Annotated in this window: 16 protein-coding genes; 7 read left to right on the top strand and 9 right to left on the bottom strand. The window is 69.2% G+C overall.

Annotated elements, in window-relative coordinates; all coding sequences use genetic code 11:
* Positions 1-362 precede the first annotated feature (362 nt).
* Positions 363-1,004 (bottom strand): DNA-3-methyladenine glycosylase, encoded by a 642-nt coding sequence (locus tag ABZ928_RS46770; protein WP_361533981.1) that lies wholly within the window; start codon positions 1,002-1,004, stop codon positions 363-365.
* Positions 1,005-1,168: 164 nt separating this feature from the next.
* On the opposite strand from ABZ928_RS46770, the gene ABZ928_RS46765 reads away from it, so the two are divergent.
* The 3 genes from ABZ928_RS46765 (at position 1,169) to ABZ928_RS46755 (ending at position 3,211) form a co-directional block, all read left to right on the top strand.
* The gene (locus ABZ928_RS46765) at positions 1,169-1,951 is read left to right on the top strand and encodes a sporulation protein (protein WP_361533978.1); all 783 of its coding nucleotides are present in this window, start codon (positions 1,169-1,171) and stop codon (positions 1,949-1,951) included.
* Positions 1,952-1,994: 43 nt separating this feature from the next.
* Positions 1,995-2,534: a YbhB/YbcL family Raf kinase inhibitor-like protein gene (locus ABZ928_RS46760; RefSeq protein WP_361533975.1), complete on the top strand. Its 540-nt coding sequence runs from the start codon at positions 1,995-1,997 to the stop codon at positions 2,532-2,534.
* Between the two features lie 170 nt (positions 2,535-2,704).
* Positions 2,705-3,211, top strand: coding sequence for an HNH endonuclease (locus tag ABZ928_RS46755; protein ID WP_361533972.1), 507 nt, complete (start codon positions 2,705-2,707; stop codon positions 3,209-3,211).
* 73 nt (positions 3,212-3,284) lie between these two features.
* On the opposite strand, the gene ABZ928_RS46750 is transcribed toward ABZ928_RS46755, so the two are convergent.
* From ABZ928_RS46750 to ABZ928_RS46740, 3 genes are all read right to left on the bottom strand, one after another.
* Positions 3,285-4,235: an SPFH domain-containing protein gene (locus ABZ928_RS46750; RefSeq protein ID WP_361533969.1), complete on the bottom strand. Its 951-nt coding sequence runs from the start codon at positions 4,233-4,235 to the stop codon at positions 3,285-3,287.
* Positions 4,236-4,367: 132 nt separating this feature from the next.
* Positions 4,368-4,802 carry an NfeD family protein gene (locus tag ABZ928_RS46745; protein WP_361533966.1) on the bottom strand — a complete coding sequence of 145 codons (435 nt, stop codon included), beginning with the start codon at positions 4,800-4,802 and terminating at the stop codon, positions 4,368-4,370.
* Positions 4,803-4,852: 50 nt separating this feature from the next.
* Positions 4,853-5,650, bottom strand: coding sequence for an ABC transporter ATP-binding protein (locus tag ABZ928_RS46740; protein ID WP_361533963.1), 798 nt, complete (start codon positions 5,648-5,650; stop codon positions 4,853-4,855).
* 142 nt (positions 5,651-5,792) lie between these two features.
* Between ABZ928_RS46740 and ABZ928_RS46735 the strand changes: the two genes are divergently transcribed.
* The gene (locus tag ABZ928_RS46735; RefSeq protein WP_361533960.1) at positions 5,793-6,581 is read left to right on the top strand and encodes a hypothetical protein; all 789 of its coding nucleotides are present in this window, start codon (positions 5,793-5,795) and stop codon (positions 6,579-6,581) included.
* A gap of 280 nt (positions 6,582-6,861) precedes the next feature.
* On the opposite strand, the gene ABZ928_RS46730 is transcribed toward ABZ928_RS46735, so the two are convergent.
* The 4 genes from ABZ928_RS46730 to ABZ928_RS46715 form a co-directional block, all read right to left on the bottom strand.
* Positions 6,862-7,101 (bottom strand): chaplin family protein, encoded by a 240-nt coding sequence (locus ABZ928_RS46730; protein ID WP_361533957.1) that lies wholly within the window; start codon positions 7,099-7,101, stop codon positions 6,862-6,864.
* Between the two features lie 200 nt (positions 7,102-7,301).
* Entirely contained in the window at positions 7,302-7,544 is a 243-nt protein-coding gene (gene chpE / locus ABZ928_RS46725) for a chaplin ChpE (RefSeq protein WP_361533954.1), read from the bottom strand.
* Between the two features lie 166 nt (positions 7,545-7,710).
* The gene (locus ABZ928_RS46720) at positions 7,711-8,352 is read right to left on the bottom strand and encodes a response regulator transcription factor (RefSeq protein WP_361533951.1); all 642 of its coding nucleotides are present in this window, start codon (positions 8,350-8,352) and stop codon (positions 7,711-7,713) included.
* Positions 8,345-9,523, bottom strand: a complete 1,179-nt coding sequence (locus ABZ928_RS46715; RefSeq protein ID WP_361533948.1) for a GAF domain-containing sensor histidine kinase — start codon at positions 9,521-9,523, stop codon at positions 8,345-8,347. The genes ABZ928_RS46720 and ABZ928_RS46715 overlap by 8 nt, the downstream gene beginning before the upstream one ends.
* Positions 9,524-9,711: 188 nt before the next feature.
* Between ABZ928_RS46715 and ABZ928_RS46710 the strand changes: the two genes are divergently transcribed.
* The 3 genes from ABZ928_RS46710 (at position 9,712) to ABZ928_RS46700 (ending at position 12,543) form a co-directional block, all read left to right on the top strand.
* Positions 9,712-10,410 (top strand): SDR family NAD(P)-dependent oxidoreductase, encoded by a 699-nt coding sequence (locus tag ABZ928_RS46710; RefSeq protein WP_361533945.1) that lies wholly within the window; start codon positions 9,712-9,714, stop codon positions 10,408-10,410.
* Positions 10,407-11,549, top strand: a complete 1,143-nt coding sequence (locus tag ABZ928_RS46705) for an S-adenosylmethionine:tRNA ribosyltransferase-isomerase (protein WP_361533942.1) — start codon at positions 10,407-10,409, stop codon at positions 11,547-11,549. Before ABZ928_RS46710 ends, ABZ928_RS46705 begins: the two co-directional genes overlap by 4 nt.
* A gap of 271 nt (positions 11,550-11,820) precedes the next feature.
* Positions 11,821-12,543: a transglycosylase SLT domain-containing protein gene (locus ABZ928_RS46700; protein ID WP_361533939.1), complete on the top strand. Its 723-nt coding sequence runs from the start codon at positions 11,821-11,823 to the stop codon at positions 12,541-12,543.
* 107 nt (positions 12,544-12,650) lie between these two features.
* Here ABZ928_RS46700 and ABZ928_RS46695 read toward each other — a convergent pair whose 3' ends face one another.
* Entirely contained in the window at positions 12,651-15,194 is a 2,544-nt protein-coding gene (locus ABZ928_RS46695; protein ID WP_361533936.1) for an FHA domain-containing protein, read from the bottom strand.
* Between the last annotated feature and the right edge of the window lie 202 nt (positions 15,195-15,396).

The following is a 15,396-nucleotide window of genomic DNA, read 5'->3' as shown; positions in this document are numbered from 1 at the left end:
TGAGTTCTCAAGGAACGGACGCTTCCTTTGTACTCACCCTCTCGGGCTTTCCTCCGGGCTTTTCCCTTCGGTCTTGCGTTTCCGACTCTATCAGATCCTTTCGGCGTCCGATTCCCTGTCGGCGGGATTTGCCGAGGGCTTCCGGCTTTCGCCTGTCGGCCTTTCGACATTCACTACGTTAGCCGATCCTCGCGCCAACTCATAATCGAGTTCCGCGAGTTCGAATTCAGGCATGCAGGCACACCGAATTCACCCTCGCTGAGAGGATGTCGTAGGTAGTGGTTTGGCCGCTTCCGGCTGCTGACGATCGCAGTACCCGGTTCAAGCGGCTCGGGCTACATTACGCACCCCGCAAGGGCGCGTCAACTTGAGCGACGCCTTGGCGTATGGGCCCGATAAGGGCTCACCGTCGGGTCGTTGGCGATCCAGAAGCGCCAGGGGTGGACGCCTCCGTCGCCGGAGACGCCGGTGCGGGGACCGTTGCGTACCTGGTCGGGGGCGACCGGGGTGCCGGTCAGGACCCTGAGAGGTGTGTCGTCGGAGGTGCACGCGTCCGTGCCGTCCAGGGAGCGGGCCACGTCCAGGGCGGTGGCCAGGCGGGCAGGGCCTTTGGCCAGTTCCTTGTCATTTCGGGCCGAGAGTCGACGTTTGCGAGCGAGCTCGGCGCCTTCGACGATCTCGCCGGCGCGCAGCAGGACCGCGCTCGCGGTGCCTTCGGGACCGCAGACCAGGTTCATGCAGTGCCACATGCCGTAGGTGAAGTAGACGTACACATGGCCGGGCGGACCGAACATCACGCTGTTGCGGGCCGTGCGGCCGCGATAGGCGTGGGAGCCGGGGTCGTTCGGGCCGTCGTAGGCCTCCACCTCCGTCAGGCGCAGGGCGATCGGACCGTCCGAGGTCGTGCGTACGAGGATGCGGCCGAGGAGGTCGGGGGCGACTTCCAGTACGGGGCGGTCGAAGAACTCCCTCGGGAGGGGCGTACGGTCGGGGGTCGCGATCATGCCGTCCGAGGGTAGTGGAGACGGGTGGCTGCAACGGGGTGGTCAGTCGGCGTTCGCCTTGGAAGGGTGAGCACGCGGAACCGGCCGCGTCCGGATCGCGTTTGTAGGGATCAAGGATCCACTCGCTCCACGCACAAGATGCAGGACGACATAAAGGGAGAGTCATGGCGTTCAAGAAGCTGCTCGCGAGCCTGGGGGCCGGCGGGGCTTCGGTCGAGACGGTGCTGACCGAGGTCAACGTCGTGCCCGGTGGTGTCGTCCAGGGTGAGGTGCGGATCCAGGGCGGGTCCGTCAACCAGGAGATCGAGGGGCTGTCGGTCGGGCTCCAGGCCAAGGTCGAGGTCGAGAGCGGCGACCAGGAGTACAAGCAGGACATCGAGTTCACGAAGGTGCGGCTCGGTGGCGCCTTCGAGCTCCAGGCCGGTGCGGTGCACGCGGTGCCGTTCGGGCTGGAGATCCCGTGGGAGACGCCGATCACGACGATCGACGGGCAGACGCTGCGCGGTATGCACATCGGTGTGACCACGGAGCTGGAGATCGCGCGTGCCGTGGACTCCGGTGACCTGGACCCGATCAATGTGCACCCGCTGCCGGCGCAGAAGGCGATCCTGGACGCCTTCATCCAGCTGGGCTTCCGGTTCAAGAACGCGGACATGGAGCGCGGTCACATCCGCGGTACGCGCCAGAAGCTGCCCTTCTACCAGGAGATCGAGTTCTTCCCGCCGCAGCAGTACCGCGGGATCAACCAGGTCGAGCTGAGCTTCGTCGCCGATCAGAACGCCATGGACGTGGTGTTGGAGATGGACAAGAAGCCGGGGCTGTTCAGCGAGGGCAGCGACACGTTCCGTTCCTTCCAGGTGGGTCTGCACGACTACCAGGGCACCGACTGGGCGGCCTACCTCAACCAGTGGCTCTCCGAGGTCGGCAGCAAGCGCAACTGGTTCTAGGCTCGGTACTGCTGATTCCGGTAATCGATCAGGAGGTACCGAGGTGACCGAGCTGAAGCGGCGGCCTCTCCCCCATGACTTCCACCCGCCCGTCCCGTCGTTCACGGTGACGAGCGAGGACATCGAGGAGGGGGCCACCCTCAAGGACGCTCAGGTCTACGCGGCCGGCAACACCTCGCCGCAGCTGCGGTGGGAGGGCTTCCCGCCCGAGACCAAGAGCTTCGCCGTGACCTGCTACGACCCCGACGCGCCTACGGGCAGCGGGTTCTGGCACTGGACCGTGTTCGACATCCCGGCCTCGGTGACCGAGTTGCCGGCGGGCGCGGGCAGCGGCAAGTTCGAGGGGCTGCCCGAGGGCGCCGTACAGGTGCGCAACGACTACGGCACCAAGGACTTCGGCGGGGCCGCGCCGCCTCCCGGGGACGGGCCGCACCGGTATGTCTTCACGGTGTACGCGGTCGGTGCGGAGAAGCTTGAGGTGGATTCCGACGCCTCTCCCGCGGTCGTGGGCTTCAACCTGCGGTTCAAGGCGATCGCGCGTGCCCAGCTGATCGGTGAGTACGAGAACCCCGCGCAGAACTGAAGAAGCGGCTGAACAAGCCGAACGTTCATGGAACGTTTGCCCGCCCCTGGTCTTGGAAGTGATCAGGGGCGGGCACTTTTTATTTCGTTGTCCATCTCGGCGTGCCCGGCCAGAGTTGATCCCAGCCCGCCATACGGGGTGGGCCGCTGCACATGGGAGGTGGGCTGGTCATGCGGGACACGCTGGTACTGAACGCGAGCTTCGAGCCGCTGTCGACGGTGACGTTGAATCGAGCCGTCGTTCTGGTGCTGCAGGACAAGGCTGTTGTCGAGCAGTCCCACCCCGAACTGCGTATGCGCGGAGCCGCGGTCGACATACCGGCGCCCCGGGTGATCAGGCTGTGCAGGTATGTGAGGGTGCCGTTCCGAAGACAAGCGCCGTGGTCCAGGCGGGGTGTGCTGGTCAGGGACCGGCACCGGTGCGCGTACTGCGGGCGCAGGGCGACGACTGTGGACCATGTGGTGCCGCGGGCGCAGGGTGGCCAGGACTCGTGGCTGAACACGGTGGCCTCCTGCGCGGAGGACAACCACCGTAAGGCGGACCGGACTCCGGACCAGGCCGGTATGCCGCTGCTGCGGCAGCCGTTCGAGCCGACGCCGGCGGACGCGATGCTGTTGTCCCTGGGCCACGAGGACTTCGAGGCACTTCCGGACTGGCTGGCGCAGCCCGCCGCGTGACCCGCATGAGTACGACGATGGGGTCCGCCCTCTCCGCGAGGGTGGACCCCATCGTCGTACGGCCGTCTCGGTGTCAGTCGATCGACGGCTTCTCTCGGCGGTCCGATCCGCCGTTGCCCTGGTTGCCGCCGCCTCCTGAATTGCCGCCCAGGGGGTTGAAGTTGCCCATGGCGCCGGAGAGGCCCTTCAGGGCGTCGCCGATCTCGCTGGGGACGATCCAGAGTTTGTTGGCGTCGCCTTCGGCGATCTTCGGGAGCATCTGGAGGTACTGGTAGCTCAGGAGCTTCTGGTCGGGGTCGCCGGCGTGGATGGCCTCGAAGACCGTGCGGACCGCCTGGGCTTCGCCCTCTGCTCGCAGGGCCGCGGCCTTGGCCTCACCCTCGGCGCGGAGGATCTGGGACTGCTTCTCGCCTTCCGCGGTGAGGATGGCGGCCTGGCGGGTGCCTTCCGCGGTGAGGATCGCGGCGCGCTTGTCACGGTCGGCGCGCATCTGCTTCTCCATCGAGTCCTGGATGGAGGTGGGCGGTTCGATCGCCTTGAGCTCGACTCGGTTGACTCGGATGCCCCACTTGCCCGTCGCCTCGTCGAGGACGCCGCGGAGGGCCGCGTTGATCTCCTCGCGGGAGGTCAAGGTGCGTTCGAGGTCCATGCCACCGATGATGTTGCGGAGGGTGGTGACCGTCAGCTGCTCAATTGCCTGGATGTAGCTGGCGACTTCGTAGGTCGCGGCCCGCGCGTCGGTCACCTGGTAGTAGATGACCGTGTCGATGTTGACGACCAGGTTGTCCTGGGTGATCACCGGCTGCGGGGGGAACGGGACGACCTGTTCGCGCAGGTCGATGCGGTTGCGGATCGTGTCGATGAACGGCACGACGATGTTGAGGCCCGCGTTGAGTGTCCGCGTGTAGCGGCCGAAGCGCTCCACGATGGCGGCGCTGGCCTGCGGGATGACTTGGATGGTCTTGATCAGGGCGATGAAGACCAACACCACCAGAATGATCAAAACGATGATGACCGGTTCCATCGTCGCTTCCCCGTACCTCTCTCCGCCTCGGCGCTTTCGGAAGATCTTATGGTTGTTGAAGATCTTGCTGGTCGAGTCTGACAGACCGTCGAGCAACTCGTGGGCTGTTCGGTTCAGTTGAGTCGTACGAGGTCAGATGACGATCGCGGTCGCTCCCTCGATCTCCACGACGTCCACTTCTTGTCCTACTTCGTAGGCGCGGTCGACGTCGAGGGCGCGGGCCGACCAGACCTCTCCGGCCAGCTTGATCCGGCCGCCGCCAGAGCCGTCGACGCGTTCCAGCACGACCGCCTGTTTTCCCTTCAACGCCTCTACTCCCGTGGCGAGTTGGGGGCGTTGTGCGCTGTGCCGGGCGGCGATGGGTCGTACGACGCCGATGAGGGCGACCGAGACGACGACGAAGGCGAGCACCTGTACGACGGCGCCGAAGCCCAGGCCCGCGAGGATCGCGCCGGCGACGGCGCCCACCGCGAGCATGCCGAACTCCGGCATCGCCGTCATCACGAGGGGGATTCCGAGCGCGGCCGCGCCGATGAGCCACCACACCCATGCGTCGATGTCGTTCACATGGTCATGGTAGGTCCGCAAGTCCCGCCGCGGACAGGGCGCGAGGAGCGTCAGGACAGCGGCAGGCCCTGGGCCGTCCAGCGTTCGCCGACCTGCTCGACGACGAGCGGGAGGCCGAAGCAGAGGGAGAGGTTGCGGGAGGTGAGTTCGAGCTCCAGCGGGCCCGCGGCGAGGACCTTGCCCTGGCGGATCATGAGGACGTGGGTGAAGCCGGGGGCGATCTCCTCGACGTGGTGGGTGACCATCAGCATCGAGGGGGCGATCGGGTCGCGGGCGAGGCGGCCGAGCCGGCGTACGAGGTCCTCGCGGCCGCCGAGGTCGAGGCCGGCGGCGGGCTCGTCGAGGAGGAGCAGCTCGGGGTCGGTCATCAGGGCGCGGGCGATGAGGGTGCGCTTGCGCTCGCCCTCGGAGAGCGTGCCGAACTTGCGCTCCACGTACTCGGTCATGCCGAGGCGGTCGAGGAAGGCGCGGGCGCGCTGCTCGTCGATCTCGTCGTAGTCCTCCTGCCAGGTGGCCGTCATGCCGTACGCGGCGGTCAGTACGGTCTCCAGGACGGTCTGGCGCTTGGGGAGCTTGTCGGCCATGGCGATGCCGGCCATGCCGATGCGGGGGCGGAGCTCGAAGACGTCGGTGCCGGGCTTGCCGAGGGTCTCGCCGAGGATGGTGGCGGTGCCCTTGCTGGGGTAGAGGTAGCTGGAGGCGACGTTCAGGAGGGTGGTCTTGCCGGCGCCGTTGGGGCCGAGGATGACCCAGCGCTCGCCCTCCTTGACCGACCAGGAGACCTGGTCCACCAGAGCCCGGCCCTCCCGGACCACGGATACGTCCTGAAGCTCCAGAACATCGCTCATGAGCGCGTTGTCTCCCCTTGCAGTGTGACCGGTCTCGGCGTCTCGGCTGTCGCGTGCGCGCATTTTCGGGCGCAGCCCTCAAGGAAATCTACGCCACCGGTCGGCCGCTCCATTCCATCGGTCCGGTCCTTAGGGTGGGGGCATGCTCTTGGAACCACGTTCTGGACGTCTTGCCGCTTGGGGAAATGGTCTTCTTGCCGGACTTGTCTCGCCTGACGACGCCGTGCTGGCGATCGTGGGCGAGGACGCCGTGCACCGGGTGGAGGGGCTGCCGGGTGAGTCGGCGCCCGTCGGACTCACGCTCGCGTTGGGGCGGTTGCGGGCGCTCGGGGTGACCGGGCTGCGGGTCGCGTTGCCCGCGTCGGGGCATCCGCTGGGGCTGAGCGGGCCGCCGGAGTTCAATGCGCGGGCGCTTGAGGCCGAGGAGGCGGTGATCTGCCAGGGCGCCGCGCTCGGGCTGGTGCCGGAGGTGTCCGAGGCCGGGCCGTCCGGTGACGTTCATGTCGAGGTGGTGTGGCATGTGCTGCCGGTGCGGGAGGCTCCGCCGGCGGATGTGCCGTCGCTGGGTGAGGCCGAGCGGGAGTTGGCGGAGGCGTTGCGGGAGGCGACGGAGGTGTTGACGCGGCTGGATGTGGCCGGGTCGGGGCCGGTGGCCGCGGCGGCGATCGATGCGTATCGGGCGCGGGCGGAGCGGGGGCGGGAGGTTTTGGCGCCGGGGTATCCGCCGCGGGCGGTGCGGGTGTTGGAGCTGGCGCAGCGGGTGGGGTTGTTGATCTCCGTCGCCTATGAGAACGGGCATGGGGGTGCGGTGTCGGCGGGGGAGATCGCGGCGCGGGCGGAGGCGTTGCGGCCGGTGGAGCGGGTGGCTCGGCGGGCGCAGGTTGCCGCGTACAACGCGTATGTGGAGGAGCGGGAGCGGGGAGTGCGGTAAGCGAGAGCGGTGCGGCGGGGTGGGGGTTGCGGTGGGGGGCGTTTCGCTCGCCCGCGCTGGCGGGGTGCCGCCTCTCTGTGGGTCGGGAGCCGCCCCAGGCGGCACGCATGCCCGCAGACGGCGCCGGGATAGCTGGCGGCGACTGGACCTGCTAAGGGGCGCGGGGAACTGCGCGACCGGCCCCCACCTACCCGCAGTCGACGGAAACCCGCCCCGTACACACACCGAGGGCCCCGCAAGTCTCCGTTGACCTGCGGGGCCCTCCGGCTCAGACGCGACGTCAGTCGTTCGTGCCCTGGTTGCCGAAGGCGGGGTTCAGGGCGCCGATCAGGTTCGCGGTGTTGCCGACGACGTTGACGGGGACGTGGACGGGGACCTGGACCAGGTTGCCCGAGCCGACGCCCGGCGACTTCACGGCCGCGCCGTCGGCACCCGCGTCGGCGACGGCGGCACCGGCGGCGGCACCCGTGGCGATACCGGCGACGGTGAGGGCCACGGCGGCCTTCTTGGCGATGTTCATGAGAAGCGTTCCTCCTGCGTTTGCGTGTCCGACCCGGCCGCGGGTCGTGCGCTGATCAACGCGGAAGTACACGGAAACGGTACGGAAAGTGGACCCCAACTGCCCGTTCGGCGCAGTCGGCAGAAAATGGGAAGAAAAGCCGACCGGCCTCCCAGGGGATCCTGAGAGGCCGGAAAGTCACTGCTGCTCCGTGGTGGAGGTCAGCGGTTGACGCCCAGGTTGCCGAAGGCCGGGTTGAGGATGCCCACGACGTTCACACTGTTGCCGACCGCGTTGACCGGGATGTGCACCGGGGCCTGGACGAGGTTGCCCGAGACGACGCCGGGCGAACCCACGGCCTTGCCGTCGGCGTGCGCGTCGGTGGCGGAGGCCATGCCCGCACCGGCGGCGATCAGCCCGCCGGCCACCATCGTCACGGCCGCTGCCTTCTTCAGGTTCTTCACTTCTGACCCCTCCTAGCGATTGCCGCGGCAGTCGCCGCAGCACGCACTGGAGAACGGTGGAGATCCACGAAGGATGCGCCATCCGGGGGACATTCCCACGACGGTATGAATCTCAGTCCGGAGCGGAACCCTCCGTATTGCCGCGCGTCCGAGGATGCCCGGTGGATCAACCGGCCACACCGTGACGTACCGCCCACAACGCGGCCTGCGTGCGGTCCGCCAGGTCGAGTTTCATCAGGATGTTCGAAACATGCGTCTTGACGGTCTTCTCGGAGAGGACGAGGGCGCGGGCGATCTCCCGGTTGGAGCGGCCGTCCGCTATCAGGCCGAGGACCTCGCGCTCCCGCTCGGTGAGCGAACCCGCCCTCCCCTGGCCGTTGTTGGCCTCGTCCTGGGAGAGCAGGGCGCCGGCGACCTCGGGCTGGAGCAGGATGTGCCCGGCGTGGACGGAGCGGATGGCGCCGGCGAGGGCGACGGGGTCGATGTCCTTGTAGACGTAACCGGCGGCGCCGGCGCGCAGGGCCGGGATCACCGTGCGCTGTTCGGTGAAGCTGGTGACGATCAGCACGCGCGCGGGGTTGTTCAGTTCGCGGAGCTTGCGGAGCGCGTCCACGCCGTCCATGCCCGGCATCTTGACGTCCATGAGGACGACGTCGGGTTTCAGCTCCTCGGCGCGGGCGACTCCTTCGGCGCCGTCGGCCGCCTCGCCGACGACCTCGATGTCGTCCTGTACTTCGAGGAAGGTGCGCAGGCCGCGGCGGACCACCTGATGGTCGTCGACGAGCAGCACCTTGATTGCGTCAGCCACCAGGGACCTCCATCTCGATCGTGGTGCCCTTGCCGGGCGCCGATTCCACGGTCAGGCCGCCGCCGACGCCGCTCGCCCGGTCCCGCATGGAGACCAGTCCGAGGTGGCGTCCCGCGCGGCGGGTCTGCTTCGGGTCGAAGCCGCTGCCGTCGTCGGTGACCCGGAGGACGGCACCACTGGCCCGGCGGGCGAGCGTCACGTCGACGTGCTCGGCGCCGGAGTGCCGCAGGGCGTTGTGCAGGGCCTCCTGGGCGACGCGCAGGACGGCTTCCTCCTGGGCGGCGGGCAGGGCGCGCACGCCGCGGCTGTCGAAGGTCACGCGCGCGGTGTGGGCGCGGTCGAGGACCTGGACCTGGGTGCGGAGGGTGGCGATGAGGCCGTCCTCGTCGAGGGCGGCGGGGCGCAGTTCGACGACGGCGGCGCGCAGTTCGTCGGCGGCCTCGGCGGCGAGCGCGGCGACCTGCTGGAGCTCGCCCTTGGCGCGGGAGGGGTCGCGGTCGACGAGGGCGGCGGCGGCCTGGGCGGTCAGCCGCAGGGAGAACAGTTTCTGGGCGACCGCGTCGTGCAGTTCGTGGGCCAGGCGGGAGCGTTCCTCGGCGATGGTCAGTTCGCGGCTGCGCTCGTACAGGCGGGCGTTGGTCAGGGCGATCGCGGCGTGCTGGGCGAGGATGGAGAGGAGTTCCTCGTCCTCGGCGGTGAAGCCGCAGCTGCCGTCCTGTTTCGGGCACGGGGGGTGTGGGGGGTTTCCCCCCACAGGACGCAGCTTGTTGGCCAGGAACAGCGCGCCGATGACCTCGTCGCCGTCGCGGATGGGCAGGCCCAGGAAGTCGGACATGTCGGGGTGGGCGGAGGGCCAGCCCTCGAAGCGGGGGTCCTTGCGTACGTCCGCGAGGCGCTCGACCTTCGCCTCCTGGAGCATCGCGGCGAGGATGCCGTGCTGGCGCGGGAGGGGGCCGATGGCCTTCCACTGCGCGTCGCTGACTCCGTCGACGACGAACTGGGCGAAGCCGCCGTGGTCGTCGGGGACACCGAGCGCCGCGTACTGGGCGTCGAGCAGTTCGCGGGCCGAGGCGACGATCGTCTTGAGGACGTCGCGCACCTCGAGATGCCTGCTCATGGCCAGCAGCGCGGAGCTCACCGCGGCGAGGCCGGACCTGGGGCCTTGACTCATGCCCTCACGGTACCGGCGGGGTGTGACAGTCCGTATCGGACCTGTGGCGGCGGCCGCCTAGGGCGGTGGGCCTAGGCCGAAGGACCCCGCTCTCTCGCGACCCCCGTCCGACGCGTCGGGCGCGGTCCGGTTCCTACGTTGAAGTCACGCCGATCTGGAGGCGTCGAGTTCAGCGAGGGGACGTTGTCATGGCGGTAGCGATCATCACGGGGGCCTCGAAGGGTCTGGGGCGGGCGCTCGCCGAGGTGCTGGCCGCGCGCGGCTGGGATCTGGTGCTGGACGCCAGAGGGCCGGAGGGGCTGCGGGAGGCGGCGGAAGGGCTGGAGAAGTACGGCACGCGTGTGAGGGCGCTGCCGGGGGATGTCACGGACCCCGGGCACCGGGCCGAGCTCGTCGGCGCGGCGCGGGGGCTGGGCGGTCTCGGTCTGCTGGTGAACAACGCGGGGGTCCTGGGCGCCGAGCCCCTGGTGCCCCTCGACCGCCATGCGCTGGACGCCTTCCGCGCGGCGCTCGAGGTGAACGTGGTGGCGCCGCTGGGGCTGCTCCAGGAAGCGCTGCCCCTGCTGCGCTCCTCGCCGGACGGTGCCGTGGTCAACGTGAGCTCGGACGCGGCCGTGGAGGCGTACCGGACGTGGGGCGCGTACGGGGCGACGAAGGCCGCCCTGGACCAGCTGTCGGCGGTGCTGGCGGTGGAGGAGCCGGAGCTGCGGGTGTGGTGGGTCGACCCGGGCGGGATGCGCACGGACATGCTGGCCGCCGCCGAGCCCGAGGAGGATCTGTCGGTGACGCCCGCGCCGGCGGACGTCGCCCCTGCCTTCCTGCGGCTGCTCGACCGGCGCCCGGCGAGCGGGCGGTACACGGCCGACGCGTTGCTGGAGGCACGGTGACCCTGTCGCTGCGGGTGCCGGAGGAGCTGTCCGCCCGGATCCCGGCCGAGCAGCGCGGCCCTGGGCTCGACCGGGACGCCGTACGACTGCTGGTGTCGTCCGGGACGGAGGTCTCGCATCACGCGTTCGCGGATCTTCCGCGGCTGCTGCGGGCCGGGGATCTGCTCGTCGTCAACACGTCGCCGACGCTGGCCGCGGCCGTGGACGGGCGGATCGGGCACGCACGCGTGGTCGTGCACTTCTCCACGCGCGGCGACGACGGGCGCTGGGCGGTCGAGCTGCGGGACCCCGACGAGCGAGGCACCACGCGCGCGCGTACGGGCGGCCCCGCGGGTACGGAGGTACGGCTGCCCGGGGGTGTGCGGCTGTGCCTGGAGGGGCCTCTGAGCGCCACGAGCGGGCGGCTGTGGTGGGCGCGAGTGTCGGGGGCCGGGAGCGGCGGAAGCGCCTCCGAGCGCGCGGCGGTCGCGCGCGGCGGGCCGGGTGGCGTGGTCGCCGGGCTGTTGCGGGAGTACGGGCGGCCCATTCGCTACTCCTACACCGAGCGGGATCAGCCGCTGTCCGTCTATCAGACGGTGTTCGCGCTGCCCTCCCCCGGCGGGGCCGGGAGTGCGGAGATGCCGAGTGCGGCTCGGCCGTTCACCGCGCGGCTCGTCGCGGAGCTGGTGAGCCGGGGGGTGCAGTTCGCGCCGGTCGTGCTGCACACGGGGGTGGCTTCGGTGGAGGCGCACGAGGCGCCGTATCCGGAGCGGTTCGCGGTGTCGGAGGCGTCGGCGCGGCTGATCAACGCCGTGAAGGCGGGGGACGGGAGGGTCGTGGCCGTGGGGACCACCGCGGTGCGGGCCGTGGAGTCGGCGGCCGGCGTCGACGGGGTCGTACGCGCGCGTGCGGGGTGGACGGATCTCGTGGTCACCCCGGAGCGCGGGGTGCGGGTGGTGGACGGGCTGCTGACCGGGCTGCACGAGCCGGAGGCGTCCCATCTGCTGATGCTGGAGGCCGTGGCGGGGCGGGCCGCGGTGGACCGTGCCTACGGGGAGGCGCTGCGCGGGCTCTACCTGTGGCACGAGTTCGGGGACGTGCACCTCATCCTCCCGGAGGAGGGTCCTCACACAGAGCATTGCTTCAGCAACTGCTGGTGAGACTGTTACGCGGTCGATGTGAGCCCGCGCATAGGGCGCACATCACGTACGAAGGTGAATAGGAGATAAAGCGGTCCCCGGTGAGCGGGACAGACGTTCCTGTCTGTCCCGTTTTGCCCTTCCCTGATCCACTACCCGGGATCGTAGGTCACACCTTTGCCACAGATTTTTGCGGCCGCTAAGAATGGCTGCCGTCGCTCAGCGCCGCGGGTTCCCCCCGCGGCTTTTGTACGCAGAGCGGCCTCCGCGCTATTCGAAGAGGTCCATCCGCATGTCCAAGAAGAGCCACAGTCGCGCGCTGACCAAGCGCCACAAGGTCGCCATCGCCGGTGTCGCCGCCCTCGGTGCCGCCGCCCTCGCGTTCTCCGCCGTGCCCAGCAACGCGGAGAGCACCACGAGCGAGGCCGCTTCCTCGGCCGCGGTGGCGTACAGCTCCGAGCAGCTCAAGGACCTGCGGTCGGACGTCACGGAGCAGCTGGCCGACACGAGCCTGCAGTCGCAGGCCGCCGAGGCCGCCGCCGAGAAGAAGGCCGCCGCGGAAGCCGCCGCGAAGAAGAAGGCTGCTGCGGAAGCCGCTGCCAAGAAGAAGGCCGCCGCCGAGCGTGCGGCGAAGGCGGCCGCGAACCGGTCCGCCCAGCGCGCCAAGGTCAAGGCCGCCGCCACGAAGACCTACGCCAACAACCTCGACGGCTGGATCAAGAAGTCCCTGGACATCATGAAGTCCAAGGGCATCCCGGGCACCTACAACGGTCTCTACCGAAACATCATGCGGGAGTCCTCGGGCAACCCGGACGCGATCAACAACTGGGACGTCAACGCGATCAACGGCACCCCGTCGATCGGTCTGCTCCAGATCATCAAGCCGACCTTCGACGCGTACCACGTCTCCGGCACGGCCTTCAGCCAGTACGACCCGGTCGCCAACATCGTCGCCAGCGCCAACTACGCCGCCGACAAGTACGGCTCGATCGACAACGTCAACGGCGCGTACTGAGGCTGCGCGGACCTCTCGCAGTACGCCGAAGGGCGGCACCCCCACCGGGGTGCCGCCCTTCACCGTCGTACGGGTCCGTCGTACGGATCCATGCCGTACGGGTGTGACTACTTGCGCATGACCTCGGGCTCGTGGCGGCGCAGGAAGCGGGCCACCAGGAAGCCGCAGATCACGCCGAGGACGATCAAGGCGATCATGTCCATGCCCCAGGCGCCGACGGTGTGGGCCCACAGCGGGTCGTCGCTGTCGCCCTTGGCGGGCGGGCTGATCCTGTTGAAGTCGAGCGTGGCGCCCGCGGCGGCGACTGCCCAGCGCGACGGCATCAGGTAGGAGAGCTGGTTGACGCCCACCGAGTTGGCCAGCGGGAACAGGCAGCCGGTGAAGACGACCTGGACGATCGCGAACATGACCAGCAGCGGCATGGTCTTCTCGGCGGTCTTCACCAGGGCCGAGATGATCAGGCCGAACATCATCGCGGTGAAGCCCAGCGCCATGATCGGGATGCAGAGTTCGATCAGGACGGGGACCTTGCCCTCGCCGAGGATGAGGCCCTTCTCCGGGGTGGTGCGGCTGGAGAAGCCGATGATGCCGACCAGCAGTCCCTGGAACATGGTGACCAGGCCGAGCACGAAGACCTTGGACATCAGGTACGCCGAGCGGGACAGGCCGGTGGCGCGCTCCCGCTCGTAGATGACCCGTTCCTTGATCAGCTCACGCACGGAGTTGGCGGCCCCGGCGAAGCAGGCGCCCACCGCGAGGATCAGCAGCACGGTGAGAGCTGTGCTGTTGGTGGCGGGCTTCTGGTTGCTCGGGTTGATCTCCGTGTTGACCAGCAGGTCCTTGCCGGAGTCGATGAGCAGGCTCACCGAGCCGAGGACGAGCGGCAGGATGATCGACAGGGCCAGGAAGCCCTTGTCGGAGGCGATGACCGAAACGTAGCGGCGCACCAGAGTGCCGAACTGGGACATCCAGCCCTGCGGCTTGGGCGGCTTCATCGCCTGCATCGGCGGCATCTGTACGGACTGTGGCGCGACGGCGTCGATGTCCGCGGCGTACATCTGGTAGTGCTGGGAGCCCTTCCAGCGTCCAGCCCAGTCGTAGTCGCGGTAGTTCTCGAAGGCGGAGAAGACGTCGGCCCAGGTGTCGTAGCCGAAGAAGTTCAGCGCCTCCTCGGGCGGGCCGAAGTAGGCGACCGACCCGCCGGGGGCCATCACGAGGAGCTTGTCGCAGATCGCCAGCTCGGCCACCGAGTGGGTGACGACGAGGACCGTACGGCCGTCGTCGGCGAGGCCGCGCAGGAGCTGCATGACGTCGCGGTCCATGCCCGGGTCGAGGCCCGAGGTGGGCTCGTCCAGGAAGATCAGGGACGGCTTGGTGAGGAGCTCCAGGGCCACCGAGACGCGCTTGCGCTGGCCGCCGGAGAGGGAGGTGACCTTCTTCTCCTTGTGGATGTCCAGCTTCAGTTCGCGCAGCACCTCGTCGATACGGGCCTCGCGCTCGGCGCCGGTGGTGTCGGCGGGGAAGCGGAGCTTGGCCGCGTACTTGAGGGCCCTCTTGACGGTCAGCTCCTTGTGCAGGATGTCGTCCTGCGGGACCAGACCGATGCGCTGGCGCAGCTCGGCGAACTGCTTGTAGAGGTTCCGGTTGTCGTAGAGCACGTCGCCCTGGTTGGCGGGACGGTAGCCCGTCAGCGCCTTGAGCAGCGTCGACTTGCCGGAACCGGACGGTCCGATGACCGCGATCAGTGACTTCTCCGGGACGCCGAAGGAGACGTCCTTGAGGATCTGCTTGCCGCCGTCGACCGTGACGGTCAGATGGCGGGCCGAGAAGGAGACCTCACCGGTGTCGACGAACTCCTCGAGGCGGTCGCCCACGATCCGGAACGTCGAGTGACCGACACCGACGATGTCCGCCGGCCCGAGCAGGATCGAGCCGCCCTTGGGGATCGGCTGACCGTTGACGTAGGTGCCGTTGTGCGAGCCGAGGTCGCGGATCTCCATACGGCCGTCGGGCGTCGAGTGGAACTCGGCGTGGTGACGGGAGACCTGGAGGTCGGAGACGACCAGTTCGTTCTCCAGGGCACGACCGATGCGCATCACGCGGCCGATCGAGAACTGGTGGAACGTGGTCGGGCTGCGGTCGCCGTAGACCGGCGGCGCCCCCGCGCCGACGCCGGCACCCTGCTGCGGCGGGATGTTCGCGGCGGGCTGCTGCGGCTGCTGCCAGCCGGCCTGCGGGGCCTGCTGCGCCGGTGCCGGCTGGGCCCAGCCGGGGTTCGCGGCCGGAGCCGCACCCTGGGCGCCCTGGGCGACGTACGGCTGCTGCTGAGGCTGTGCGGCGGGTGCCGCGGTGCCGGACAGGCTCACGCGCGGGCCGTCGGTCGCGTTGCCGAGGTTCACCGCCGAGCCGGCGCCGATCTCCAGCTGGTGGATCCGCTGGCCCTGCACGAACGTGCCGTTCGTGGAGCCGTGGTCCTCGATGACCCAACTACGGCCGCTCCAGCTGATCGTGGCGTGCCGCCAGGACACCCTGGCGTCGTCGAGCACGATGTCACCCTGCGGATCGCGTCCGAGGGTGTAAGGCCTGGACGGATCGAGCGTCCAGGTGCGTCCATTCAATTCCAGTACGAGTTCCGGCACTCCATGCCCCATGAGTAGTCCCCCGAGTTACCCCCAACACAGGGAGTCTAGGGATGTCGAACATCGTCGGGAACTATTTCAGGCTCGCCCCCCTGACCGAAAGTCGGGCCTTGTGAAGACCACGCGCACACGCTTCGACTGGTTCCGTTGACGGGGTTGAAACCGACCCGGAGAGTGGTAATCCACGCGAGGGGGACATGCGCGGCGATCGCCG

This window comes from Streptomyces sp. NPDC046909 (assembly GCF_040644695.1).
In the GTDB taxonomy this organism is placed as follows: domain Bacteria; phylum Actinomycetota; class Actinomycetes; order Streptomycetales; family Streptomycetaceae; genus Streptomyces.
This window is presented reverse-complemented; position numbering and strand designations above follow the sequence as displayed.